Consider the following 23,440-nt stretch of genomic DNA (forward strand, 5'->3'; position numbering starts at 1 on the left):
GGTTACGGTGACCCGGTGCCTCTCGTCATCACCACCGTGAACGTCAACGGCGTGCGCGCCGCCGCAGCCAAGGGTCTCGTCGACTGGCTCGCCTCGTCGGTCGCCGACATCGTGTGCCTGCAGGAGGTGCGCGCCACCGAGAAGCAGTTCCACGCCGCCATCGCTCCGGCGATCGAGACCGGCTGGCACTGCGTCGGCGCGGAGTCCTCGGCCAAGGGCCGCGCCGGGGTGGCGATCCTCTCGCGCGCACCCGCGGATGCCGTGCGGGTCGGGTTCGACGTCGACGAGTTCGCGTCGGCCGGTCGCTACATGGAGGCCGACTTCGGCGACGTGACGGTGGGAAGCCTCTACCTGCCGACCGGGGAAGCCCGGACCCCGAAGCAGGACGAGAAGGAACACTTCATGAAGAGCTTTGCGGCCTACCTCGCCGAGCGGTACGCCGCGGTGACGGCCGCCGGTCGCGACATGGTGGTGTGCGGCGACTGGAACATCGCCCCCACCGAGCGGGACATCAAGAATTGGAAGGGCAACGTCAAGAAGTCCGGCTTTCTGCCGGAGGAACGTGCCTGGGTCGGCGACCTGCTCGAGGCGGGCTGGCGCGACGTGGTCCGCGATCTCCACGGCGACGTCGCAGGCCCCTATTCGTGGTGGTCCTACCGCGGCAAGGCATTCGACACCGACGCGGGCTGGCGTATCGACTACCACCTCGCGACCCCGGCTCTGGCGGCCCACGCGACCGAGGCCGGTGTCGAACGCGCGCCGAGCTACGACCGGCGTTGGTCCGACCACGCGCCGGTGACAGTGACCTTCGATCGCTGACCACTTCTGCGGCATGCCGCAGAAGTGCCCACCTCGCTCGCAGGGCGGTGCGGGCTGCGTGGAATCATCGACGGCATGTCGAGCACTGCAGAACAGAACGCCACGAAGCCGAAGGCCCGCCCCCGTGTGCTGTCCGGCATCCAGCCCACCTCGGATTCGTTCCATCTCGGGAACTTCCTCGGGGCGCTGGCGCAGTGGGTTCCGGCGCAGGACGAGAACGACGCCTTCTACTTCATCCCCGATCTGCACGCGATCACCGTTCCACACGAGCCGAAACTGCTGCGCAAGCGCGTGCTCGTCTCCGTGGCGCAGTTGCTCGCCATCGGTATCGATCCCGAGAAGTCCGTCCTGTTCGTGCAGAGCCAGGTGCCCGAGCACGCCGAACTGTCCTGGGTCCTGAGCTGCATCACCGGCTTCGGTGAGGCCAGCCGGATGACGCAGTTCAAGGACAAGGCGGCCAAGCAGGGCACCGAGCACGCCGGTGTCGGCCTGTTCACCTATCCGATCCTCATGGCGGCCGACATCCTGCTCTACCGTGCCAGCCACGTGCCGGTGGGGGAGGACCAGCGTCAGCACCTCGAACTCACGCGAGATCTCGCGCAGCGCTTCAACTCCCGCTTCGGCAAGACCTTCGTCGTCCCCGAACCGATGATCGTGAAGGAGACCGCGAAGATCTACGACCTGCAGGATCCGACGTCGAAGATGAGCAAGTCCGCGGCGACCGACGCGGGTCTGATCAACCTGCTCGACGATCCGAAGGTCTCGGCGAAGAAGATCCGTTCGGCCGTCACCGACAACGAGCGCGAGATCCGCTTCGACCGTGAGAACAAGCCCGGCGTGTCGAACCTGCTCACCATCCAGTCGGCGCTGTCCGGTCGCAGCGTCGACGAACTCGTCGCCGGCTACGAGGGGAAGGGCTACGGCGATCTCAAGGCCGACACCGCCGAGGTGCTCACCGAGTTCGTCACCCCGATCCGCGCGAAGGTCGACGAGTACCTCACCGATCCCGCCGAGCTGAACCGCATCCTCGCGGGCGGCGCGGACCGTGCCCGTGAGGTCGCGTCCCGCACATTGGCGCAGGTCTATGACAAGGTGGGTTTCCTGCCGCGGACATAGACGAAGGAGCACCCGGATGGCCGGCGAACCCGACGAGAAGCCGGGATTTCTCGATCGTCAGCGGGCGGCACATCCGGTGCTCGACCGCATCTTCCGGGCCGGTGTGCGGTACCAGGACAACAAGGGCGACTACTACGCCGCCGGTCTGACCTACTTCACGGTGCTGGCCGTCGTCCCGATCATCATGCTGGTGTTCTCGGTGGCGGGCTTCGTGCTCGCCGGGCGGCCCGAACTGCTCGATCAGATCCAGCAGATCATCGCCGAGAACATCCCGGGCCAGCTCGGCGGCACCGTGCAGAGCCTGATCGACTCGGCGATCGAATCCCGCGGCGCGGTCGGTCTCATCGGTCTGCTCACCGCGTCGTATGCGGGCCTGGGCTGGATCACGAATCTGCGCGAGGCCCTCACGGCCATGTGGGAACATCCGCGCGACAAGGGCAACTTCTTCGTGGTCAAGCTGAGGGACGGCGGGGCTCTGGTGAGTCTCGGGCTCGCTATGGCGGTGTCGTTGGCCCTGTCGGCGCTCAGCAGCGGTTCGGTCGCGCACCGGCTCGTGGAGCTGTTCAACATGGAGAACCTCGTCGGCATCGGCGTGGGGCTACGGGTGCTGGCGTTGGTCATGGCGATCACCGCCTCGAGCCTGGTGTTCACCTGGGTGATCGCGCGCCTGCCGCGCGAGCCGGTCCCGTTCCGCAGTGCGCTCGTCGCGGGGGTGATCGCCGCGATCGGTTTCGAACTGCTCAAGCAGACCGGTTCGCTCTACCTCGAACGCGTGCTCAACGGGCCGGCGGGCGTCGCCTTCGGCCCCATCCTCGGCATCCTCGTGTTCGGGAACCTGACAGCGCGTCTGGTGCTCATCTGTACCGCGTTCGCTGCGACGTCACGGGCGAGCCTGGCACTCGCTCACCATCCCGCCCCCACAGGAGCGGTCATCACGCCCCGCCTCGAAGTGCACGAGGGCCTCGACGCGCGACGCGGCGCCGCTCTCCTGGGTGCCGGTCTGCTCGGTGGTCTCCTGGCCGGACGGCGACTCCGGAGGAAATGAGCGAACTTCCGGGGTGAAAACCCCTGATTCGGGGTGCCGATCCTGCTGCGGACGGACGACGATGGAAGCGTGGGAAAACAGACGCGATCCGCCGCGCCCCGACGCTCGTTCCGTGTGACTCCGCGCAGAGTGCTCGCGGCCGTCCTGGTCTTGCTCGCCGCGCTGTTCGTCCTCCAGAACCGGAACAGTACGAGCATCGATCTCTTCTGGATCTCGCTCCAGGCGCCACTGTGGCTGGTGCTCGTCGTCATCTTTGCGGTCGGGTGGCTGGCCGGCTTCCTGTTCGAGCGCGGCCGCTGAACCCGTTCCGTCGAACGGCGCAGCTCCGCCGGATCCGAGCGGTGAGCACAGACGAGAGCAGGCCCATCCCCGAAGGGACGGGCCTGCTCACGTGCGAGGTGATCAGCGAGCGAACATGAGCGCGCGCTTGACCTCCTGGATCGCCTTCGTCACCTGGATGCCACGGGGGCACGCGTCGGTGCAGTTGAAGGTGGTGCGGCAGCGCCACACACCTTCCTTGTCGTTGAGGATGTCCAGACGCTCCGAAGCACCCTCGTCACGCGAATCGAAGATGAACCGGTGCGCGTTGACGATCGCGGCGGGACCGAAGTAGCTGCCGTCGCTCCAGTACACCGGGCACGACGTGGTGCAGCACGCACACAGGATGCACTTGGTGGTGTCGTCGAACCGGGCACGGTCGGCCTGCGACTGGATACGCTCACGGGTCGGCTCGTTGCCGGTGGTCATGAGGAACGGCTTCACGGCGCGGTACGCGTCGAAGAAGGGTTCCATGTCGACGACGAGGTCCTTCTCGACCGGCAGACCACGGATCGGCTCGATCGTGATCGTGACGTCCTTGCCGTTCTTGTCCAGCAGATCCTTCATGAGGATCTTGCAGGCCAGACGGTTGACGCCGTTGACACGCATCGCGTCCGAGCCGCACACACCGTGAGCGCAGCTGCGACGGAAGGTGAGCGTGCCGTCGAGGTAGCCCTTGACGTAGCCCAGCAGGTTGAGCAGACGGTCGGACGGCAGCGCCGGCACCTGGAACGAATCCCAGTGCTGACCCTTGTCGTCCTCCGGGTTGAACCGAGCGATCTTGAGGGTGACCATCGTCGCGCCCTCGGGCACGGGTGGCAGGGTCGAAGCGCCCGCGTCGGTCTTCTCGATGGTAGTCATCAGTACTTACGCTCCATGGGCTCGTACCGGGTCTGGACCACCGGCTTGTAGTCCAGGCGAATGTCGGAGATCAGGTCCTCGCCCACCTTGTACGCCATGGTGTGCTGGAGGAAGTTCTCGTCGTCGCGCTTCGGGTAGTCCTCGCGGGCATGGCCGCCACGCGATTCCTTGCGGTTCAGAGCGCCGACGACCGTCACCTCGGCCATCTCGAGGAGGAAGCCGAGCTCCACGGCCTCGAGCAGGTCGCTGTTGTAGCGCTTGCCCTTGTCGTGGACGGTGATCTCCTTGTAGCGCTTCTTCAGCTCGTGGATGTCGTTGAGCGCCTGCGTCAACGTCTCCTCGGTGCGGAACACCGACGCGTTGTTGTCCATCGTCTGCTGCAGCTCGGTGCGGATGTCGGCGACCCGCTCCTTACCACCCTGATGCAGGATCAGGTCGAGCCAGTCGTCGACGTACTTCGTCGGCTGCTCCGGCATCTCGACGTGCTTCGTGCTGTTGGCGTACTCCGCAGCGGCGATACCCGCGCGGCGACCGAAGACGTTGATGTCGAGCAGCGAGTTGGTGCCGAGACGGTTGGCGCCGTGGACGGACACGCACGCGCACTCGCCGGCCGCGTACAGGCCGGGCACGACGTTCTCGTTGTCGCGCAGGACCTCGCCGTCGACGTTGGTCGGGATACCGCCCATGACGTAGTGGCAGGTCGGGTACACGGGCACGAGCTCGGTGACGGGGTCGACGCCGAGGTAGGTGCGGGAGAACTCGGTGATGTCGGGCAGCTTCTCCTCGAGGACGTCCTCGCCGAGGTGGGTCACGTCGATGTAGACGTAGTCCTTGTTCGGTCCGGCGCCGCGGCCCTCGAGCACCTCGAGCACCATCGACCGGGCGACGATGTCGCGGGGCGCCAGGTCCTTGATGGTGGGGGCGTAGCGTTCCATGAACCGTTCGCCGTCGGCGTTGCGGAGGATACCGCCCTCACCACGCACGGCCTCCGAGATGAGGATGCCGAGACCGGCCAGACCCGTGGGATGGAACTGGTGGAACTCCATGTCCTCGAGCGGCAGGCCCTTGCGGAAGATGATGCCGAGGCCGTCACCGGTGAGGGTGTGGGCGTTCGACGTCGTCTTGTACATACGGCCCGAGCCGCCCGTCGCGAAGACGATCGCCTTGGCGTGGAAGACGTGGATCTCGCCGGTCGCGAGCTCGTACGCGATGACACCCGTCGCGACGGGACCGTTCTCGGTCTCGGTCAAGGTGATGTCGAGCGCGTAGAACTCGTTGAAGAACTCCACGTCGTGCTTGACGCAGTTCTGGTACAGCGTCTGCAGAATCATGTGGCCGGTGCGGTCGGCGGCGTAGCACGCGCGACGGACCGGAGCCTTACCGTGGTCGCGGGTGTGACCACCGAAGCGGCGCTGGTCGATCTTGCCCTCGGGCGTCCGGTTGAACGGAAGGCCCATCTTCTCGAGATCGAGAACGGCGTCGATGGCCTCCTTGGCCATGATCTCCGCGGCGTCCTGGTCGACCAGGTAGTCGCCACCCTTGACGGTGTCGAAGGTGTGCCACTCCCAGTTGTCCTCTTCGACGTTCGCGAGGGCGGCGCACATGCCACCCTGAGCGGCGCCGGTGTGGCTGCGGGTGGGGTAGAGCTTCGTGAGCACTGCGGTGCGCGCACGCGGGCCGGCTTCGATGGCCGCACGCATGCCGGCGCCGCCGGCGCCGACGATGACTACGTCGTAACGATGTTCCTGCATGAAGGTTCGGCTCCCCTAGCTCGCCGTGATGTTCGGGTCGAAGGTGAAGATCACGTAGGTGCCCAGGCCCATGATCAGGATCATCGACACGACGAGGATCGTGTTGAGCCAGAACCGGGTGGAGTCCTTACGTGCGTAGTCGGCGATGACGGTGCGCAGACCGTTACCGCCGTGGAGCTGTGCGAGCCACAGCATCGACAGGTCCCAGATCTGCCAGAAGGGGCTGGACCAGCGGCCCGCGACGAACGCGAAGTTGATGCGGTGCACGCCCTCGTCGAGCATCAGCATGATGAACAGGTGACCGAGGACCAGGATGATCAGGGCGAGGCCGGACAGGCGCATGAACAACCAGGCGTAGAGCTCGAAGTTGTTCTTCGCGGCACGCCGCGGCGAACGTGGGTTGTCCAGACCGGCGGGCCGGTCGTATTCCTTACCGAGGGTCTTCGCTTCGGTCATGTCAGTGCCCCGCAAAAGTGTTGAAGAGGATGCGAACGGTCGCGGGAATCATCACCACGAACCAGATCGCAAGGATCGTCCAGAGCATCACGCGCTGGTACTTCGGGCCCTTCGACCAGAAGTCGACGAGCATGACCCGCAGGCCGTTGAGCGCGTGGTACAGGACCATCGCGACCAGGCCGAGCTCCATGAGGCCGACGATCGGATTCTTGTAGGTGTCGATCACCGCGTCGTAGGTCTCGGGGTTGACCCGGACGAGTGCGGTGTCGAGGACGTGGACGAAAAGGAAGAAGAATGTCGCCACGCCGGTGATCCGGTGCAATACCCAGGACCACATGCCGGGGTCTCCCCGGTAAAGCGACCGTGTGCGCCCCGCCTTTGCGGGGGCGGCTTCAGTCGTGCTGCTCATCGAGTGCTGTGCCTCCAACGTCAATGGTGGACGCGTCGAGCTGCTCCTACCTGTGGGGGATTCCGCAGTACGGGCCCGACGTGAACCTGAACCGACTTGGATCGACTCTAGACCCATCCCAAACTCGGGAACTAATCTCCCGCCCCATTCGTACAGCCCCCAAAAGCGAAGTTAGGTTTGCCTTTCCAATTGTGATCTGGCGCGGCAGGGGCCGTCCACCGTCGTCCACGCCACCGTGACAGGATGATCAACCATGCCGGACATCGACTGGAAAATGTTGCGCGCCAAAGCACATGAGGTGATGGAGCGAGCCTACGCGCCCTACTCCGGATTCCCGGTGGGGGCTGCCGCCCTCACCGTCGACGGTCGGACGGTCCTCGGGTGCAATGTGGAAAATGTCTCACACGGACTGGGTCTCTGTGCCGAATGCGTACTTGTCGGTAACTTGTTCGCGCAGGGTGGAGGCCGTCTCCGGGCCGTCGCCGTCTGCGACTCCCGGGGCCACGTCCTGACCCCGTGCGGGCGATGCCGGCAGGTGCTCCTCGAACACGGCGGCCCCGACCTCCAGGTGGACGCCCACGGCGGCCCCCGTCGCCTGTCCGATCTGCTCCCCGACGCGTTCGGCCCCGACGATCTCGCGGCCGTGCGGGAGAACGAGGACCGCCGTGCCTGACATCGTCACCGTCATCCGCCGCAAGCGCGACGGGCACGAGCTCTCCGGCACCGAGATCGATTGGGTCATCGAAGCGTTCACCCACGGCGTGGTCTCCGACGCCCAGATGTCCGCCCTGGCGATGGCCGTCTGGTTCCGCGGTATGAGCCGGGCGGAGACGGCGCGGTGGACCACCGCGATGATCGACTCCGGTCGCCGTCTCGATTTCTCCGCACTCGGTCTGCGCACCGTCGACAAGCATTCGACCGGGGGAGTGGGGGACAAGATCACCTTGCCGCTCGCGCCGCTCGTCGCGGCATGCGGCGTCGCTGTCCCGCAATTGTCCGGCCGCGGCCTCGGCCACACCGGCGGAACCCTCGACAAGCTCGAGGCGATCCCCGGGTGGAATGCCGACCTGAGCACCGCGGAGATGGCCGAGATCCTCACCGATCCGGCCGTCGGAGCGGTCGTGTGCGCGGCGAGTGCCGACCTCGCTCCCGCCGACCGCAAGCTGTACGCGCTTCGCGACGTCACCGGAACCGTCGAATCGATCCCGCTCATCGCCAGTTCGATCATGAGCAAGAAGATCGCCGAGGGCACCGGAGCGCTGGTCCTCGACGTGAAGGTCGGCAGCGGTGCCTTCATGAAGGAACTCGGCGAGGCCCGCGAGCTGGCACGCACCATGGTCGAGCTCGGTGCCGACGAGGGGTTGCACACCACCGCCCTGCTCACCCGCATGGACAGCCCGCTCGGGCGGACCGCGGGTAACGCACTCGAGGTGCGGGAGGCCGTCGAGGTACTCGCCGGAGGCGGGCCCGACGACGTCGTCGAGCTGACCGTGGCCCTCGCGCGCGAGATGCTCGAGGCCGCCGGTGTCGACGACGTCGATCCCGCCGACCGGCTCCGTGACGGCACCGCGATGGACCGGTGGAACGCGATGATCGCCGCTCAGGGAGGCGACCCCTCGGCGCCCTTGCCGGTCGCGACGCACACCGAGACCGTCCACGCGGACGCGGACGGGGTGCTCTCCGAACTCGACGCGTACGCGGTCGGTATCGCGGCCTGGCGCCTCGGGGCCGGCCGCGAACGGCAGGGGCAGGACGTGCAGCCCGGGGCGGGTGTCGAACTGCACGCGGTCCTGGGAGACCGCATCCGTGCGGGACAACCCGTCGCGACGCTGCACACCGACACTCCGGGACGCATCCCCGACGCGCTCGCCGCCCTCCGCGAGGGTGTCCGCATCTCCGATACGGCACCCGCCCGGCAGCCGCTCGTGATCGAACGCATCCGGGCGTAGAAGCACGGTGGCCGGAGACCGAGCGGAACGGGCCGCCGCCGACTACCGTCCCGATCATGAACGGCCGGCTGACTCCCGAACTCGTCCGCACCGCACCCAAAGTGGTCCTCCACGATCACCTCGACGGCGGTCTCCGTCCGCGGACGGTCCTCGAACTCGCGGACGCGTGCGGCTGGTCGCTGCCGGCGCACACCGAGACGGACCTCGCGCGCTGGTTCCGCGAGTCCGCCGACAGCGGGTCGCTCGAGCGCTATCTCGAGACGTTCGAGCACACCGTCGCCGTGATGCAGACGGCGCCGGGGCTCGAACGTGTCGCCCGGGAATGCGTCCTCGACCTCGCCGACGACGGCGTGGTGTACGCCGAGGTGCGGTTCGCGCCCGAACAGCACCTCGAGAAGGGGCTGTCGCTCGACGAGGTCGTCGAGCACGTCCTCGAAGGGTTCCGGGCGGGAGAATCGGAGGTGGCGGCGAGCGGCCGGCGCATCCGCGTGCGCTGCCTGCTCACCGCGATGCGGCACGCGGCGCGGTCGTTGGAGATCGCCGAGCTCGCCGTGCGCTTCCGCGACCGCGGAGTGGCGGGCTTCGACATCGCCGGCGCCGAGGCGGGCAACCCGCCCAGCCGTCATCTCGATGCCTTCGAGTACACACGCGCGGCCAACGCCCACTTCACGATCCATGCCGGGGAGGCGTTCGGGCTCCCGTCCATTCACGAGGCCGTCGCCTTCTGCGGTACCGACCGGCTCGGCCACGGCGTGCGGATCGTCGACGACATCGAAGTGCACGCCGACGGAACCGCCACTCTCGGACGGCTCGCGAACTACATCCGCGACAAGCGCATCCCGCTCGAACTGTGCCCGTCCTCGAACGTGCAGACCGGCGCGGTGCGTGCCCTGTCGGAGCATCCCTTCGACCTGCTGGCCCGCCTGCGCTTCCGCGTCACCGTCAACACCGACAACCGGCTGATGAGCGACACCACGATGACGCAGGAGATGGTGCGGCTCGTCGACACCTTCGGCTACGGGTGGGTCGACCTCGAACGGTTCACGATCAATGCCATGAAGTCGGCATTTCTCCCGTTCGATCAGCGGCTCGAGCTGATCGACGACGTCATCAAGCCGGGATACGCCGTCCTCGTCGGCTAGAACCCGCCCAGAACCCGCGTCAGTGCCGGCCCGACGCGGCCCGCGTCAGTGCCGGCGCAGTCGCGCTTCGAACTCGCGCTCGAGTTCGCGCCAGGCGAGCGCCTCGGCGTCGAACGGCGGCTTCGGTACCGGGTGCCCCGAATCGGGCTCGATCGCGTAGTTGACGAACGATCCGAGGTCCGTGGACGCGGCGAGAGCGGCGTCGGTCGACTCGTCGTCCGCGAAGTTCGCTGCGTCGACGAACAGTTCGACCGCCAGTTCGAGCTGGTCGGGGTCGACGGCCTCGACACCCTCGGAGATGTCGTCGGCGATTCCGGTGAGCACGTAGACGTTGTCGTCGGTGACCGTCACGTCGAGCGAACCGTCGACGGCCGCGAGCTGGATCTCCGTGTACGGCTCGAGTGTCGCGAGGTCGTGGTCGTGGTTGTCGGCGAGATGGCGGGCCAGCGCGCGTTCGGACGGGAAGACGTCGATCGTGCCGTCGTGACCCAGGAAGACGGCGTCGTCGTTCACGTAGCACCGCAGCGAGTACCAGGTGCCATCGGTGGTGATGATCCGGATGGGGTCGATGCCGACCCTGCCCCAGAACTCGTACCCGTCGTCCTCGTCGTCTCCGTCGATGAACTCGTATTCGTCGTCGGCGTCGACATCTTCGACTGTGTCGTCGGCCTCGACCTCGTTCTCGTCGACCGCGACGAATTCGGATTCGATCTCGGCGACCACCGCGGCGTCGACGTCGGGCGTGGTCATCACCGCGTCGAGGGCGTCGATCACGGCGTCCCAGTCCTGCGCGACCGCCGTCCCGATGCGGTTCCACAGGTCGAGACCCTCACGGGTGCGGAAGGCCGAGACGCCGTGCTGCAGCAGGGTGTCGATCTCTTCGCGTTCGAAGAATTTGGTCACGACGTCGATATCGCAGACGTCGCCGAGGATGCTCACGATGTCGAAGGTGTCCTGCAGTTCGGACACGGAGACCGGATCGGGGTCGTCGGCCACGAGTTCGGGCACGCCGACGAGGTCGTAGGTGTGCGGCTCGGCGGGTTCGAACTCGGAGGCCGCGAGCTTCGAGACGATCGGCCACGCCTCGTGCTCGACGAGATCGTTGTCGGCTCCCGACCGCACGAATGCGACGAGCTCCGGGACCGACGGGAAAGCGTACAGATCATCACCGTGGCCGAGGAATGCCTCCCACTCGTCGTCGCCTTCGCGCCAGCGCGGCGCCCAGAGCGTCACGAGGTTGCCGTCGGTGAGACCGAGCTCGATCGGGACGATGTCTCCAGCCATGGCGCGAAGCCTAGCCATGTCGGCGCCGAGAATATAGCCGGGGGCAGCTCCGTCGGTGGTTCACCGCTGTAGCGGGTGGTCGCCGGCGGCGAGCGGAGTGTCGTCGCCCACAGTGAGGGACGCGCGCAGCTCCTCCATCGCGGTGACGCGCGCGGCCGCGGCGTCCCTGGCGGCCTCGTGCACGGTCGCGAGGATCGCAGCCGCCAGTTCCCGGGCATCGGCACCGCCGATCGGTTCGGACAGCCGGAGCCCTTCGAGCGCTCCCGACCCGTCCACGCGGGCGGTCACGCGCCCGTCGGGACTGCTGGCGATGCCCCGGACGGCGTCGAGCCGCTCGACCGTGCGTTCGAGCGCATCGAGCCGGAGGTGGGCCCGGTCGACGATCGCCTCCACCATCGGTTCGCTCATCGGACGAGCCCTCGCGGCAGCTCGGCCGGCCCGGCTGCCAGGTCGGCGCGGGAGGGGAGCCGCATCCGGTCGAGGATCTCGCGGGGGACACCCTCGGCGGCGAGGCGTTCGCCGCGGATCACCGCTGCCTCGAGGGCGGCCTGCCTGTTCAGGTCGAGAATCCGATCGGCCAGTTGCTGTGCTCCGTAACGCAACTCGTGGGGGTCGATGCGGAGATCCACGGGCAGGCCGCTGTCCGTCGTCCGCACCGAGATCGTCCCGGCCCGGTTGTGGGCGGTGGCCGTGATCGGTTCCGTCGTCGTGCTGTCCATATCGGGTTGGACGCAGCACGGGCACGGCCGGTTCCCGTGTCGTGCGGATTCTCTGCCGGCATCAGCCGGAGGTGGGCCGGTAGACACCCTGGAACGCCATCGCGCCGTTCGTAGTGCGTATCGGCGTCACCGCGACGGGGTCGCCGGCCTCGACCATCATGCCGTTGCCCACCACCATCGCCACGTGCCCGTCCCATACGACGAGGTCTCCGGGCAGGGCAGTTGCAGGATCCACCCGCGTGCCGACGTCCTGTTCCTGGGCCAACCGGGGCAACTCCAGGCCCGCCTGTGCGTAGGCGTACTGCGTCAGGCCGCTGCAGTCGAGTCCGGATCCGGGGGTCGTGCCACCCCAGACGTACGGCGTGCCCTGTTCTGCGAGGGCATGGCGCACGGCTGCCGCGGCGGTCTCGTTCGGCGCCCGGCTGATGCTGCCGTCCGGAAGCCGGACCTCGACGCCGCCGGAGGATCCTCCACCGAAGGTATGCAACGCCCGTGGATCGCCGGCGGCCGATGGATCGGCACTGCGAGGGTCGCCGGGTGCGGTGCCGGGGGACGAGGGGGCCGGCGGGAGGAGCGCGGTCGCCCGATCGGTCAGCTCCGCGAGCGCGCCGGTCACCCGCGTCAGCACGTCAAGCCCGGCGACGAGATGATCGATCGCCACGGCGAGGAGCGCGAGCTGTCCCTGCGGGAGAGCGGTCGCGGGTGCTGCCTGCTCGGCATAGGTGACGAACGAGTCGACGAGACGAGCCAGTTCGGCCGCACCGGTGAGCACCGTGACCGTGGCCTCGAGCGCGATCCCGGCGAGCGCCACACCACGATCGGCCGCCGCGAGCACGTCGGTGAGCACCTGCTCGGCACTCGCGATCGCCTGCGAGGCGGCCGGACCGCACCAGCTCCAGGCGAGCTCCGCGACGGCGTCGCGACCGACCGCGTGCACCTCCTCGGCCCACTGCGCGCCGATACGGATCATCTCGCCCGGGTCGATCCCGGGCGGCACCGCGGTGCCGAACGCCCCGAGCAGGTCGGTCAGCGGCGCGAGGAGCAGGTCACCTGCGATCACAGCTCCTCCGAGAGGGCGCCCAGCCGGGTGGCGGTCTCGGTGGTGGTCCGTTCGTAGGCGTCCGCGGAGGCCGTCGCGGCGTCCCCCATACCGCCGAGCAGGCCGCCGAGCCGGTCGAGATCGCGTGCGTGGGCCGTGTGGGTCGCGGTGAGCGCGGCGAGGACCGGCGCGCCGATCGGTCCCAGTACGGCGCTCAGCGTCGAGGGATCGCCGTGACGCGTCCTGTCGGCGGCGTCGTGGAGGCGCGCGGCCAGAGCCGCAGCCTCGTCACCGAACCTCCTGACAGCGGTCGTGTCGATCCGTATCGCGTCCCTGTCGCAGTACTCGGTCACATCGTCGCCTCTCGCGTCGCTCCTGTGGGATTCGGCACCTCCGGGAGGGTTCCGTCCCTGTCGGGTTCGACGCACCCGCAGGCCGGTCGGTTCCGTCGTTCTATTCTTCGGACATGGATTCGCTCGTCGTCGACCACCCGCTCGCTGCTTCGCTCCTGACCGTTCTCCGCGACGAACGCAGCGACAACGCTGCCTTCCGGCACGCGTTGAGCCGACTCACCCAGATGCTCGTCTACGAGGCGGTGCGCGATGCGCCCATCGCGACGTTCGAGGTCAGGACGCCGGTCGCCGTGACGACCGGAGTGCGGCTGCAGCAGCCGCCGTTGCTCGTCCCGGTCCTACGCGCCGGCCTCGGCATGGTCGAGCAGGCCCACGCCCTCATTCCTCAGGCCCAGGTCGGTTTCGTCGGACTCGCTCGCGACGAGAAGACCTTCGAGCCGGTGCCCTATCTGGAGTCGCTGCCGGAGGACCTGTCGGGTCTTCCGGTCTTCGTTCTCGATCCGATGCTCGCGACCGGCGGGTCGATGGTGCACACCCTCGACATCCTCGCCCAGCGCGGAGCCACCGATATCACCGCGATCTGTGTGGTCGCGGCGCCGCAGGGGGTGGAGGCTCTCGCCTCGTCGGGTCATCCGGTCCGGTTGGTCACGGCGTCGGTCGACGAAGGTCTCGACGAGGACAGATACATCGTGCCGGGTCTCGGGGATGCGGGGGACAGGCAGTTCGGACCGCGATGACGCCGGGTCGTCCGTTGCCGGTGTGACTGGTGGTACGGATGTGACATCGGACCGCTGTCATCTCGTTATCGAAAAAGAACCCGACGGTCTCGGTTGTTCCATACGCTCGGTGGGCTCCGTGTGAAGTCCACTGTGTAGGTACAGCCAGAGATGGGGTCGGCGGAATGGCAAAGTTTTTCTCTCGCACACTGATTCGTGAAAGTGCCAGGGTCGCTTCGGTGGGCGCGGTGGCCGTCCTCGCCGCGGTGACGAGTCACGGTACGGCTGCGGCCGCCGTCGACAACTCGCGCATCCTCCCGCTGGACGGAGGGCACGCGATCGAAGTGATCCAGGCCGACACCTCGACACAGTCGGTGCCGCCGCTCGACAGCTCACCGCTGAGTGTCGAGTTCTTCCACGACGAGGTTGCGACCGTTCGGATCACCGGTCCGAACGCGGCGAACTTCGCCGGGACGGCGGTGGAGGTCGGTTTCCAGGTCGGCTACCCGGTCGCGCTGCCGGGGGCGACCGTCACCGTCGTCACCCCGAGCCTGTCGTGGGGCGTGGAGAACGGTGCGGCCATCGGCCTCACGCTCGACAGTGAAGGTGGGGCCTCGCTCGATCTCGGCTTGGAGTCGGGGGGTTCGCTCAGCGGCGACATCATCCCGTCCCAGGAGATCGAGATCCCGCTCGAGCCCGGCGGCATCACCTCCGTCCCGATCGTGGAGGACTTCCGGTTCGACGGCAGCTCGACCACCATCCGGATCGCCGGCGTGCACGGTTCGGTCTCGGGAGCCATCGGTCCGGTGATGATCCGGCCGTACCTGAAGGCCGTCACCGCAGACCGGAACACCGTCGTGACCTACGGTGTGCCACAGCAGGTCTGACCGGGCCGGACCGGACGGGGATCAGAGGATCTCGTCACCGAGCGAGGCCGCCCATCCGCGCAGGGCGTCGAGTATCGTCTCCGCGGCCGGGCGGTCCCGCTCCGCGACCACCTCCAGGTAGACCTTGAGCTTCGGTTCGGTGCCCGAGGGGCGCACCACCACGCGCACCCTCGGCCCGTCCGCGACGTCCTCGCGACTCTCGAAGACGAGAGCGTCGGTGTGCATCGGTCCGGGGCTCTCGGCGAGGTCGATCGCGGTCACCGGTAGACCCGCAAGAGTCGCCGGCGGCGCTGATCTCAACCGCGTCATCACGGTGCCGATGTGCCGTAGGTCGTCCACGCGGATCGACACCTGACCGCCGACGTGGACTCCGAGTTCGCGATGCAGGTCGTCGAGTGCGTCGGTGAGGGTCCGGCCGGCCTGCTTCAGCTCCGCGGCGTAGTCGGCGGTCACCACGGCCGTCGCGATGCCGTCCTTGTCGCGCACCGCCTCCGGGTCCACGCAGTGCCCGATCGCTTCCTCGTAGGCGTAGACGAGACCGTCGCCGGCGCGGGCCAGCCATTTGAATCCCGTGAGTGTCTGCGCGTACCGCGCGCCGCGCGCGGCCGCGAGCCGGCCCAGCATGGTCGACGAGACTACGGTGGTCGCGACCAGCGATCCGGGCGGTGACGACGCGAGGATGCGGTCGCCGAGCAGAACTCCGGTCTCGTCGCCGCGAAACATCGTCCACCCCTGCGGGGTCGGGACCCCGACGGCGCACCGGTCGGCGTCGGGATCGAGGGCGAGGGCGAGGTCGGCGTCGACCTCCGCTGCCAGCGCGAGGAGAGCGTCGGTCGCACCGGCTTCCTCGGGGTTGGGAAAGGCGACGGTGGGAAACGCCGGATCCGGCGCGAACTGGGACGGCACCACGTGGATGTCGTCGAATCCCGCGGCGCGCAGCGCCGCGACCGCCGTCTCACCGCCGACACCGTGCAGGGCCGTCAGGGCGATACGCACCGCTCGGTGCGGAGAGCGGGGGAGCGACGCGACCCGGGCGAGATAACGATCGACGAGTTCGTCGCCCGACGGCGCGACCGGCACCCGGGGCACGGTCGCGGCATCACCGATGGCGTCGATCGCCGCTTCGATCTCGCGGTCGGCCGGTGCGGCCAGCTGCGCCCCGTCCGCGAGGTAGACCTTGTAGCCGTTGTCGGCGGCGGGATTGTGCGACGCCGTGATCTGCACTCCTGCAACGGCGCCCAGTGCCCGCACTGCGAAGGCGGTCACCGGGGTGGGGAGCGGCCGCCCGAGTGCGACGACGTCGAAACCGGCTGCGGTGAGGACTTCTGCGGCGGCGGTGTGGAATTCCGCGGAGCCCGTGCGGGCGTCGCGACCGACGACGACGGTGCCGCCGCCCTGTCCGTTCGCCTCGAGCCACGCCGCGAGCCCGGCGGTGGTGCGGACGACGACGGGCACGTTCATACAGTCCGGCCCGTCACCCACCGGGCCGCGCAGACCGGCGGTGCCGAAGCGCAACGTCACAGCCGGGCCGCCAGATCGCGCAGGAGATCGCCCATCCGGGTCGCGGCCGCACGGCCCGCGGCGAGCACCTCGAGGTGGTCGAGGGGAGCGCCGGTGATGCCGGCCGCGGCGTTGGTCACCAGCGAGACCGCGAGCACCCGTGCTCCGGCCGCGCGGGCCGCGATGGTCTCGTGGACCGTGGACATGCCGACGAGGTCGGCGCCGAGCGTGCGCAACATCCGGATCTCCGCCGGTGTCTCGTAGTGGGGGCCGGGAAGACCGGCGTAGATCCCTTCGGCCAGCGACGGATCGATCTCCCGGGCGAGGGCGCGCAGCTCCGTCGAGTAGGCGTCGACGAGATCGACGAACTGGGCGCCGACCAGAGGGGAGCGGCCGGTGAGGTTGAGATGGTCGGAGATGAGAACGGGCTGACCGACGGAGAACTCGGGGTCGATCCCGCCCGCCGCATTGGTGAGGACGACGGTGCGGGCACCCGCCGCGACCGCCGTGCGCACGGGATGGACGACACGGGCGAGGTCGTGTCCCTCGTAGGCGTGGATCCGGCCCGCGAGGACGAGGACCGCGTTGTCGCCGGCGCGCACCGAGTGGATGTTCCCGGCATGTCCTTCCGCCGTCGGCGGCGCGAATCCGGGCAGCTCGCTCATCGGGATCGTGGCGACGGGGATGCCGAAACTCTCGACCGCGGCCCGCCAGCCGGAGCCGAGGACGACGGCGACAGGGTGTTCGGCCACTCCCGTCCGTTCGGCGAGTGCGGCGGCTGCGGCATCGGCGGCCGCGGCGGGGTCGAAGACGTGATCGGGTGCTCCCATGGCATCGGACCCTAATCGCTCACAGCATGTTACTCGCGGGTAAGGAGGCGCGGTATGCTGATGTGCATGCCTTACCTCGAACGTGACGGCGACGTCTTCGTCCTGCATCTCGGTGACCGTGACGTGGACGGCTCCGAGAACCGGTTCCACCCGGATCGCCTCGCCGCGATCCATCCCCTCCTCGACGAGGTGGAGGCGCACGACGGTCCCACGGCCCTCGTGACCGCGGCGACCGGCAAGTTCTGGAGCAACGGACTCGACGTCGACTGGGTCGGCGCGAACCTGCCGGACCTGCCGACCTATCTGGACTCGGTCCACGATCTCTACGTGCGGCTCCTCACCTTCCCCGCAGCGACGGTCGCGGCCGTCCAGGGGCACGCCTTCGGTGCCGGTGCGATGCTCGCGCTCGTGCACGACTTCCGGGTGATGCGCGCCGACCGCGGGTACTGGTGCCTGCCGGAAGTGCAACTGAACATGCCGTTCACCGTCGGGATGTCCGCCCTGATCCGCTCGCGCCTGCCGATCCAGACGGCCGTGGAGGCCATCACCACCGGTCGCCGCTACGGCGGGGACGACGCCGTGACCGCGGGCATCGCCGAGCAGGCCGTGGGCGGCGACGGCGTGCTCGCCGCCGCAGTCGAGCGGGCCGCAGCGCTCACCGCCACCCGCGGGCCGAATCTGGCGGGTATCAAGCGCGGACTGCACGCACCGCTGATCTCGGCACTGGAGATCCGGACCGACCCGTCGAACTTCCGGCTGGGCTGATCGCGGCCGGGGACGCTGCCGAACCGACACGGCCGGGAAGCTGCCGAACCGGTCGCACGCGCCGATCGATCGGGGCGCGGTGAGCATGACAGACTGGTCCCCGTGACGACCGAATACGCCACGGCCATCGAGGCCGCCTCCGACACCCTCGTCGGCCTGTCGCATTCGATCCACGCCGAACCGGAACTCGCCTTCGAGGAACACCGGAGCGCCGCGAAGATCGTCGAGGTGCTGCGCGCCCACGATTTCGATGTGACGACCGGCATCGCCGACCTGCCCACCGCCTTCGACGCGCGGTTCGGGAGCGGCGAACTCGTCCTCGCATTCTGCGCCGAGTACGACGCGCTGCCGGGAATCGGGCACGCGTGCGGCCACAACATCATCGCGGCGTCGGCCGTGGGTGCCGGGATCGGGCTCGCCGCGCTCGCCGACGAACTCGGCGTGACCGTGCGCGTCATCGGAACACCCGCGGAGGAGACCGGTGGCGGCAAGGTCCTCATGCTCGAGCGCGGCGTCTTCGACGGCGTCGGTGCGGCGATGATGGTGCACCCCGGCCCGTTCGACATCACGGGCGCGACGTCGCTCGCCCTCGCCGACATCGCCGTCGAATACGACGGCCGGGAGGCGCACGCCTCCGCCGCGCCCGAGTACGGGCTCAACGCCGCCGACGCGGCGACCGTCGCTCAGGTCGCGGTCGGTCTGCTCCGACAGCACCTGCATCCCGGGCAGCAGATCCACGGGATCGTCGCGCAGGGCGGAACCGCGCCGAACATCGTGCCGAGCCACACCGAACTGCTGTACTACCTGCGAGCGGGCACGAGCGAACTCCTCGACGACCTCGTCGAACGCTCGCGAAACTGCTTCGCCGCCGGTGCGCTGGCCACCGGATGCAACCACCGGATCCGGACCGTGTCGCCGACCTATGCCGAACTCACTCCCGACCCGTGGCTGGTGCAGGCATATCGTGAGGAGATCATCGGTCTCGGGCGCCGGCCGCTGCCCGTCGAGGAGGAAGGAGCGCGCCCCCTGGGCAGTACCGACATGGGAAACGTGACGAACGTGGTGCCGGGAATCCATCCGGTCATCGGACTCGACTCCGGTGGCGCGGTGACACATCAGGCGGCGTTCGCGGCCGCCTGTGTCACCGAGTCCGCCGATCGGGCAGTACTCGACGGAGCGCGCGCGCTCGCAGCGACCGCCGTGCGCGCGGCGACCGATCAGGTCCACCGGGCACGCCTCCTCGAACGGGTCGGGCGCCGATGAACCCGTACGTGGAGAAGTGGTTGGCCCGTCACACCGAGGATCTCTCGCTCTGGCGCCGTCACATCCATGCGAATCCCGAGCTCGCCCGGCAGGAGTACGCCACCACCGAGTTCGTCGCGAAGCACCTGCGCGCGGCAGGACTGGAACCGAAGGTTCTCCCTCGCGGCACCGGCCTGATCTGTGATCTGGGCCCGTCGGACGGACCGCGGATCGCTCTGCGCGCCGATCTGGACGCGCTGCCACTGCAGGAGACCACCGGGCTGCCGTTCGAGTCGACCGTCCCCGGCGTCTCGCACGCGTGCGGGCACGACGCCCACACGACGGTGGTGCTCGGTGCGGGGCTGGCTCTCGCCTCGATGCCCGAACTGCCGGTCGGCGTCCGGCTGATCTTCCAACCCGCGGAGGAGGTCATGCCCGGCGGGGCGATCGACGTCGTCGCGGCCGGCGGTCTCGACGGGGTCTCACGCATCTTCGCCCTGCACTGCGACCCGCGCCTCGAGGCGGGCAAGGTGGGGATGCGGGTCGGGGCGATCACCTCCGCGGCCGACACCGTCGAACTCGTCCTCGACTCGCCCGGGGGGCACACCTCGCGGCCGCACCTGACCGGCGATCTCGTCTACGGTCTCGGCGCCGTCATCACCGGTCTTCCCGGCATGCTCAGCCGCCGCATCGATCCGCGCACCGGCACCGTCATGGTGTGGGGCACGGTCAGCGCCGGAAAGGCCCCCAATGCGATCCCGCGCACCGGCATGCTGGCGGGCACCGTCCGCACCGGCGACCACGACACCTGGCAGCTGCTCGAACCGATGGTCCGCGAAATCGTGCACGGCCTGCTCGCGCCGACCGGTGTCAGCTACGAACTGAACTACCGCCGTGGTGTCCCGCCCGTGGTCAACGACGAGGGGTCGGCGCGCATGTTCGAGGACGCGATCCGCGCGACCGGTCCCGACGCTCTGGCGGATACCCCGCAATCCGGTGGGGGAGAAGACTTCTCGTGGTATCTCGAACACGTCCCCGGCGCGATGGGCCGGCTCGGGGTGTGGCCGGGGGTCGGGCCCGAACTCGACATCCACCAGCCCACCTTCGATCTCGACGAGCGGGCACTCGCCGTGGGCGTGCGGGTGATGACGAATCTGGTGCTGGGCGCAGGGTGAGAGCGCGTCGCGGATGATCCCGGCGCGTACCGCCGGGATCTCCCGTCCCCTCTAGAAGCTGTCGGGTCGTCCCGGTCCGACGTTGCGGCTGTTGCGGGTCCGCAGATCCCGTACGTAGTCGGAGGGAGCTCCGGCGATCTCGGCCGCATCGGCCATCACGCCCAGATAGCGTGCCGACGGCAGCCCGCCCTCGTATCCGTCCACGACGTACAGCCAGGCGAGGACCGGGCCGTCGGCGGTGTCGACGCGCACGCGGATCTTGCGGTGGAACCCGAGTTCGGCTCCCTCCCACCGATCGAGACTGCGCTCGTCGTCCTCCGGCACGTCGTAGAGCACGACGAACACCTTCGAGTCCGAATCCTCGACGACGGTCGCGAGGGCGCCCTCCCAGCCGATGTCGGCGCCGGCGAAGGTCAGCCGCCAACCGTGCAACCAGCCGGTTCCCGCCATCGGCGAATGCGGGCAGCGCGTCAGCATCTGCTCGGGATGCATGTTGGACCCGTAGGCGGCGTAGATCGGCACGAGGATAAGGCTAACCCGTCGTCCGCCGGAGTCGTCGGAGGGGCAGTGGAGCGCGGTTGTGTGCCGGGTCGACCGGTCCCTGTGCGCGAGGCGGGGGCATTGGCATAGCGTTGAGGCCGACGTGTGTGCCCACCAGGCGCTCACGTGCAGCCCGACCCGGCACCCTTCGGAATCGATACAGAGGAGAACAATGACCCGGATCGTGATCATCGGCGGCGGCCCCGCAGGATACGAGGCGGCGCTGGTGGCATCCCAGTACGGCGCGACGGTGTCACTGATCGATTCGGACGGGATCGGCGGCGCCTGCGTGCTCTTCGACTGTGTTCCCTCCAAGACCTTCATCGCCTCGACCGGCGTGCGCACCGACATGCGCCGCGCCGCCGACCTGGGCATCGAACTCGAACGCGCCGAAGTGTCGCTGCCGCAGGTCCACGGCCGTGTGAAGAGCCTGGCCCGCGCGCAGTCCGCCGACATCCGCACCAAACTCGAGGCCGCGGGGGTCACGCTGTTCTCCGGTTACGGCGAGCTCGTCGACGCGCAGCCCGGCATGGCCGCTCACCAGGTGCGCGCCAAGCTGCTCACCGGAGAGGAGAAGGTGCTCGACGCCGACGTCGTCCTGATCGCGACCGGTGCGAGCCCGCGCATCCTGCCGGGCGCGGAACCGGACGGTGAGCGGATTCTCACCTGGCGTCAGCTCTACGACCTCGAGAAGCTGCCCGAGCACCTCGTCGTGGTCGGGTCGGGTGTCACCGGCGCCGAGTTCGTCTCCGCCTACACCGAGGTCGGAGTGCGGGTCACCGTCGTCTCGAGCCGCGACCGGATCCTGCCGCACGAGGACGAGGACGCGGCCCTCGTGCTCGAGGACGTCCTCACCGAGCGCGGTGTGACCCTCGTCAAGCACGCCCGCGCCGACCGGGTCGAACGCACGGAGGACGGCGTCCGCGTGCTTCTCGCCGACGGCCGGATCGTCGAGGGCAGTCACGTGCTGATGACCGTCGGCTCGGTGCCGAACACCCGGGATCTCGGTCTCGACAAGGTCGGGCTCGAACTCGACCGGGGCGGCTACCTTCCCGTCGACCGGGTCTCCCGCACCGCCGTCCCCGGCATCTACGCTGCGGGCGACTGCACCGGACTGTTGCCGCTCGCGTCGGTCGCGGCCATGCAGGGCCGCATCGCGATCTATCACGCGCTCGGTGAGGGTGTGAGCCCGATCAAACTGAAAACTGTTGCAGCAGCAGTGTTCACGCGTCCCGAGATCGCCGCTGTCGGTGTCAGTCAGGCGACGATCGACAAGGGCGAGGTACCCGCACGCACCGTGATGCTCCCGCTCAACACCAACCCGCGCGCCAAGATGTCCGGTCTGCGGCGCGGTTTCGTGAAGATCTTCTGCCGCCCCGCGACCGGCGTGGTCATCGGCGGCGTGGTGGTCGCACCGACCGCCTCGGAGCTGATCCTGCCCATCGCGCTGGCGGTGCAGAACAACCTGTCGGTCAACGACCTCGCGCAGACCTTCTCGGTCTACCCCTCGCTGAGTGGATCGGTGACCGAGGCCGCCCGTCAGTTGATGCGCCACGACGACCTGGACTAGGGCCTGTCCTGTGAATCACTGAAGCCACAGGACGATCGCAGCGATGATCAACTCGGATCGGAAATAGGCAGCTCGTTTGGCGTAACGAGTGGCCAGGTCACGGAAGTGTTTGAGCCGGTTGATGCAGCGCTCGACGACGTTGCGACCTGCGTATTCGAGCGGGTCGAACGCCGGTGGACGCCCACCACGGGAGCCTTTCGCCGCCCGGCCGGCCTTCTGATCCGCCCGTTCCGGACAGGTGAACCGGATCCCGCGTCCCCGCAGCAGGACACGGGTACTCGGATGCGAATACGCCTTGTCCGCCACCACCGCATCCGGTCGGGATCGCGGCCGTCCGCCCCAAGGCGGGCGACCTCGATCCCGTCGAGCAGCGGAACCAGCTGCGGGTTGTCACCGGCCTGGCCGGCGGTAAGGATCACACTCATCGGCATACCGCGTCCGTCGACCGCGAGATGAATCTTGCTGCTCAGTCCTCCGCGGGAGCGTCCGAGACATTCTCCGTCGACGGCGAGCGCTTCGACTGCCGGTGTGCAGCCCCCTTTTTCCGGGCACCGGCCGAATGCTGGTGTGCCCGGACCACGGTCGAGTCGACCGAGACGATCCACTCGATCGCCCCGACCGCGTCGTCTTTGACGACCGTGGCGTCGAGGATCTTTTCCCAGGTGCCGTCCATGGTCCATTTGCGTAACCGCTCGTGGGCGGTTTTCCATGGTCCGTAGCGTTCGGGCAGGTCCCGCCAGGGTGCGCCGGTGCGCAGCTTCCACAAGATCGCGTTGATCACCTGTCGGTGATCGCGCCACTGTCCGCCTCGTCCTGAAGCGGGCAGTAGCGGTTCGATCTGCGTCCAGGCCTTGTCGGTCAGCTCACCGCGTCCTACCACCCCGAATGCGCATCACGGGGGGTGTTCACCGATTCACAGGACACGCTCTAGATGCCGGACGGGGCGGGATCCGT

At 68.6% G+C, this 23,440-nt stretch carries 25 protein-coding genes and 1 pseudogene; 13 read left to right on the top strand and 13 right to left on the bottom strand.

Going from position 1 to position 23,440, the window contains the following annotated elements:
- Positions 1 to 15 precede the first annotated feature (15 nt).
- The 4 genes from PV766_RS08525 to PV766_RS08540 all read left to right on the top strand — a co-directional run bounded on the left by PV766_RS08525 (position 16) and on the right by PV766_RS08540 (position 3,280).
- Positions 16 to 819, top strand: a complete 804-nt coding sequence (locus PV766_RS08525) for an exodeoxyribonuclease III (protein WP_421096868.1) — start codon at positions 16 to 18, stop codon at positions 817 to 819.
- Between the two features lie 75 nt (positions 820 to 894).
- Positions 895 to 1,935 (top strand): tryptophan--tRNA ligase, encoded by a 1,041-nt coding sequence (gene trpS / locus PV766_RS08530; protein WP_026003075.1) that lies wholly within the window; start codon positions 895 to 897, stop codon positions 1,933 to 1,935.
- Between the two features lie 16 nt (positions 1,936 to 1,951).
- On the top strand, positions 1,952 to 2,980 hold the full coding sequence (gene yhjD / locus PV766_RS08535) for an inner membrane protein YhjD (protein WP_064063859.1): 1,029 nt from the start codon (positions 1,952 to 1,954) through the stop codon (positions 2,978 to 2,980).
- A gap of 114 nt (positions 2,981 to 3,094) precedes the next feature.
- Positions 3,095 to 3,280 (top strand): LapA family protein, encoded by a 186-nt coding sequence (locus tag PV766_RS08540; RefSeq protein WP_242496675.1) that lies wholly within the window; start codon positions 3,095 to 3,097, stop codon positions 3,278 to 3,280.
- Positions 3,281 to 3,382: 102 nt separating this feature from the next.
- Here PV766_RS08540 and PV766_RS08545 read toward each other — a convergent pair whose 3' ends face one another.
- From PV766_RS08545 to sdhC, 4 genes are read right to left on the bottom strand one after another with little or no spacing between them, the layout of a single operon-like run.
- Entirely contained in the window at positions 3,383 to 4,159 is a 777-nt protein-coding gene (locus tag PV766_RS08545) for a succinate dehydrogenase iron-sulfur subunit (RefSeq protein WP_064063861.1), read from the bottom strand.
- Positions 4,159 to 5,910, bottom strand: coding sequence for a succinate dehydrogenase flavoprotein subunit (gene sdhA, locus PV766_RS08550; RefSeq protein ID WP_016935300.1), 1,752 nt, complete (start codon positions 5,908 to 5,910; stop codon positions 4,159 to 4,161). The genes PV766_RS08545 and sdhA overlap by 1 nt, the downstream gene beginning before the upstream one ends.
- A gap of 15 nt (positions 5,911 to 5,925) precedes the next feature.
- Positions 5,926 to 6,366 (bottom strand): succinate dehydrogenase hydrophobic membrane anchor subunit, encoded by a 441-nt coding sequence (locus PV766_RS08555; protein WP_016935299.1) that lies wholly within the window; start codon positions 6,364 to 6,366, stop codon positions 5,926 to 5,928.
- Between the two features lies 1 nt (position 6,367).
- Positions 6,368 to 6,775: a succinate dehydrogenase, cytochrome b556 subunit gene (gene sdhC, locus PV766_RS08560; RefSeq protein WP_084421704.1), complete on the bottom strand. Its 408-nt coding sequence runs from the start codon at positions 6,773 to 6,775 to the stop codon at positions 6,368 to 6,370.
- A 253-nt stretch (positions 6,776 to 7,028) separates the two neighbouring features.
- Between sdhC and PV766_RS08565 the strand changes: the two genes are divergently transcribed.
- The 3 genes from PV766_RS08565 to PV766_RS08575 are packed head-to-tail and all read left to right on the top strand — an operon-like array spanning position 7,029 to position 9,866.
- Entirely contained in the window at positions 7,029 to 7,448 is a 420-nt protein-coding gene (locus PV766_RS08565) for a cytidine deaminase (protein ID WP_026003522.1), read from the top strand.
- A complete protein-coding gene (locus PV766_RS08570; RefSeq protein WP_064063863.1) occupies positions 7,441 to 8,724 on the top strand; it encodes a thymidine phosphorylase in 1,284 nt (427 codons plus the stop codon). Before PV766_RS08565 ends, PV766_RS08570 begins: the two co-directional genes overlap by 8 nt.
- A 56-nt stretch (positions 8,725 to 8,780) precedes the next feature.
- Positions 8,781 to 9,866: an adenosine deaminase gene (locus PV766_RS08575; protein WP_421096869.1), complete on the top strand. Its 1,086-nt coding sequence runs from the start codon at positions 8,781 to 8,783 to the stop codon at positions 9,864 to 9,866.
- A gap of 45 nt (positions 9,867 to 9,911) precedes the next feature.
- On the opposite strand, the gene PV766_RS08580 is transcribed toward PV766_RS08575, so the two are convergent.
- From PV766_RS08580 to PV766_RS08600, 5 genes are all read right to left on the bottom strand, one after another.
- A complete protein-coding gene (locus PV766_RS08580; RefSeq protein WP_129976444.1) occupies positions 9,912 to 11,150 on the bottom strand; it encodes a primosomal protein in 1,239 nt (412 codons plus the stop codon).
- Between the two features lie 60 nt (positions 11,151 to 11,210).
- Complete coding sequence (locus PV766_RS08585; protein WP_129976443.1) at positions 11,211 to 11,558, bottom strand: YbaB/EbfC family nucleoid-associated protein; 348 nt, start codon at positions 11,556 to 11,558, stop codon at positions 11,211 to 11,213.
- Positions 11,555 to 11,869, bottom strand: a complete 315-nt coding sequence (locus PV766_RS08590) for a hypothetical protein (RefSeq protein ID WP_016933799.1) — start codon at positions 11,867 to 11,869, stop codon at positions 11,555 to 11,557. The genes PV766_RS08585 and PV766_RS08590 overlap by 4 nt, the downstream gene beginning before the upstream one ends.
- Before the next feature lie 61 nt (positions 11,870 to 11,930).
- Complete coding sequence (locus tag PV766_RS08595; RefSeq protein ID WP_129976442.1) at positions 11,931 to 12,929, bottom strand: C40 family peptidase; 999 nt, start codon at positions 12,927 to 12,929, stop codon at positions 11,931 to 11,933.
- Entirely contained in the window at positions 12,926 to 13,261 is a 336-nt protein-coding gene (locus tag PV766_RS08600; protein WP_084421706.1) for a type VII secretion target, read from the bottom strand. The genes PV766_RS08595 and PV766_RS08600 overlap by 4 nt, the downstream gene beginning before the upstream one ends.
- Positions 13,262 to 13,374: 113 nt before the next feature.
- On the opposite strand from PV766_RS08600, the gene upp reads away from it, so the two are divergent.
- The gene (upp, locus tag PV766_RS08605) at positions 13,375 to 13,998 is read left to right on the top strand and encodes a uracil phosphoribosyltransferase (RefSeq protein ID WP_016933796.1); all 624 of its coding nucleotides are present in this window, start codon (positions 13,375 to 13,377) and stop codon (positions 13,996 to 13,998) included.
- Between the two features lie 218 nt (positions 13,999 to 14,216).
- On the top strand, positions 14,217 to 14,864 hold the full coding sequence (locus PV766_RS08610; RefSeq protein ID WP_016933795.1) for an MspA family porin: 648 nt from the start codon (positions 14,217 to 14,219) through the stop codon (positions 14,862 to 14,864).
- Between the two features lie 21 nt (positions 14,865 to 14,885).
- On the opposite strand, the gene PV766_RS08615 is transcribed toward PV766_RS08610, so the two are convergent.
- The gene (locus PV766_RS08615; RefSeq protein ID WP_064063870.1) at positions 14,886 to 16,385 is read right to left on the bottom strand and encodes a phospho-sugar mutase; all 1,500 of its coding nucleotides are present in this window, start codon (positions 16,383 to 16,385) and stop codon (positions 14,886 to 14,888) included.
- Positions 16,382 to 17,194, bottom strand: a complete 813-nt coding sequence (locus tag PV766_RS08620) for a purine-nucleoside phosphorylase (RefSeq protein WP_064063871.1) — start codon at positions 17,192 to 17,194, stop codon at positions 16,382 to 16,384. Before PV766_RS08620 ends, PV766_RS08615 begins: the two co-directional genes overlap by 4 nt.
- 66 nt (positions 17,195 to 17,260) lie before the next feature.
- Here PV766_RS08620 and PV766_RS08625 point away from each other — a divergent pair, with 66 nt between their 5' ends.
- The 3 genes from PV766_RS08625 to PV766_RS08635 all read left to right on the top strand — a co-directional run bounded on the left by PV766_RS08625 (position 17,261) and on the right by PV766_RS08635 (position 20,376).
- Positions 17,261 to 17,959 carry an enoyl-CoA hydratase/isomerase family protein gene (locus PV766_RS08625; RefSeq protein ID WP_064063890.1) on the top strand — a complete coding sequence of 233 codons (699 nt, stop codon included), beginning with the start codon at positions 17,261 to 17,263 and terminating at the stop codon, positions 17,957 to 17,959.
- A gap of 102 nt (positions 17,960 to 18,061) precedes the next feature.
- Positions 18,062 to 19,222 (top strand): M20 family metallopeptidase, encoded by a 1,161-nt coding sequence (locus tag PV766_RS08630; protein ID WP_064063872.1) that lies wholly within the window; start codon positions 18,062 to 18,064, stop codon positions 19,220 to 19,222.
- Positions 19,219 to 20,376: a M20 family metallopeptidase gene (locus PV766_RS08635; protein WP_016933250.1), complete on the top strand. Its 1,158-nt coding sequence runs from the start codon at positions 19,219 to 19,221 to the stop codon at positions 20,374 to 20,376. The genes PV766_RS08630 and PV766_RS08635 overlap by 4 nt, the downstream gene beginning before the upstream one ends.
- Positions 20,377 to 20,427: 51 nt before the next feature.
- Here PV766_RS08635 and PV766_RS08640 read toward each other — a convergent pair whose 3' ends face one another.
- Complete coding sequence (locus PV766_RS08640; protein WP_016933249.1) at positions 20,428 to 20,898, bottom strand: gamma-glutamylcyclotransferase; 471 nt, start codon at positions 20,896 to 20,898, stop codon at positions 20,428 to 20,430.
- A 190-nt stretch (positions 20,899 to 21,088) separates the two neighbouring features.
- Between PV766_RS08640 and PV766_RS08645 the strand changes: the two genes are divergently transcribed.
- Entirely contained in the window at positions 21,089 to 22,486 is a 1,398-nt protein-coding gene (locus tag PV766_RS08645) for an NAD(P)H-quinone dehydrogenase (protein ID WP_016933248.1), read from the top strand.
- 15 nt (positions 22,487 to 22,501) lie between these two features.
- Here PV766_RS08645 and PV766_RS08650 read toward each other — a convergent pair.
- Positions 22,502 to 23,366: pseudogene (locus PV766_RS08650) on the bottom strand (IS5 family transposase).
- Positions 23,367 to 23,440: the final 74 nt, after the last annotated feature.

It is taken from the genome of Rhodococcus sp. As11, from assembly GCF_048957735.1.
Taxonomy (GTDB): domain Bacteria; phylum Actinomycetota; class Actinomycetes; order Mycobacteriales; family Mycobacteriaceae; genus Rhodococcus; species Rhodococcus gordoniae.

Coding starts and splice junctions, on each gene's coding strand:
- trpS (WP_026003075.1), top strand. CDS start 895: ATGTCGAGCACTGCAGAACAGAACGCCACGAAGCCGAAGGCCCGCCCC.
- yhjD (WP_064063859.1), top strand. CDS start 1,952: ATGGCCGGCGAACCCGACGAGAAGCCGGGATTTCTCGATCGTCAGCGG.
- PV766_RS08545 (WP_064063861.1), bottom strand. CDS start 4,159: ATGACTACCATCGAGAAGACCGACGCGGGCGCTTCGACCCTGCCACCC.
- sdhA (WP_016935300.1), bottom strand. CDS start 5,910: ATGCAGGAACATCGTTACGACGTAGTCATCGTCGGCGCCGGCGGCGCC.
- PV766_RS08555 (WP_016935299.1), bottom strand. CDS start 6,366: ATGACCGAAGCGAAGACCCTCGGTAAGGAATACGACCGGCCCGCCGGT.
- sdhC (WP_084421704.1), bottom strand. CDS start 6,775: ATGAGCAGCACGACTGAAGCCGCCCCCGCAAAGGCGGGGCGCACACGG.
- PV766_RS08565 (WP_026003522.1), top strand. CDS start 7,029: ATGCCGGACATCGACTGGAAAATGTTGCGCGCCAAAGCACATGAGGTG.
- PV766_RS08575 (WP_421096869.1), top strand. CDS start 8,781: ATGAACGGCCGGCTGACTCCCGAACTCGTCCGCACCGCACCCAAAGTG.
- PV766_RS08580 (WP_129976444.1), bottom strand. CDS start 11,150: ATGGCTGGAGACATCGTCCCGATCGAGCTCGGTCTCACCGACGGCAAC.
- PV766_RS08585 (WP_129976443.1), bottom strand. CDS start 11,558: ATGAGCGAACCGATGGTGGAGGCGATCGTCGACCGGGCCCACCTCCGG.
- PV766_RS08590 (WP_016933799.1), bottom strand. CDS start 11,869: ATGGACAGCACGACGACGGAACCGATCACGGCCACCGCCCACAACCGG.
- upp (WP_016933796.1), top strand. CDS start 13,375: ATGGATTCGCTCGTCGTCGACCACCCGCTCGCTGCTTCGCTCCTGACC.
- PV766_RS08620 (WP_064063871.1), bottom strand. CDS start 17,194: ATGGGAGCACCCGATCACGTCTTCGACCCCGCCGCGGCCGCCGATGCC.
- PV766_RS08625 (WP_064063890.1), top strand. CDS start 17,261: ATGCCTTACCTCGAACGTGACGGCGACGTCTTCGTCCTGCATCTCGGT.
- PV766_RS08635 (WP_016933250.1), top strand. CDS start 19,219: ATGAACCCGTACGTGGAGAAGTGGTTGGCCCGTCACACCGAGGATCTC.
- PV766_RS08645 (WP_016933248.1), top strand. CDS start 21,089: ATGACCCGGATCGTGATCATCGGCGGCGGCCCCGCAGGATACGAGGCG.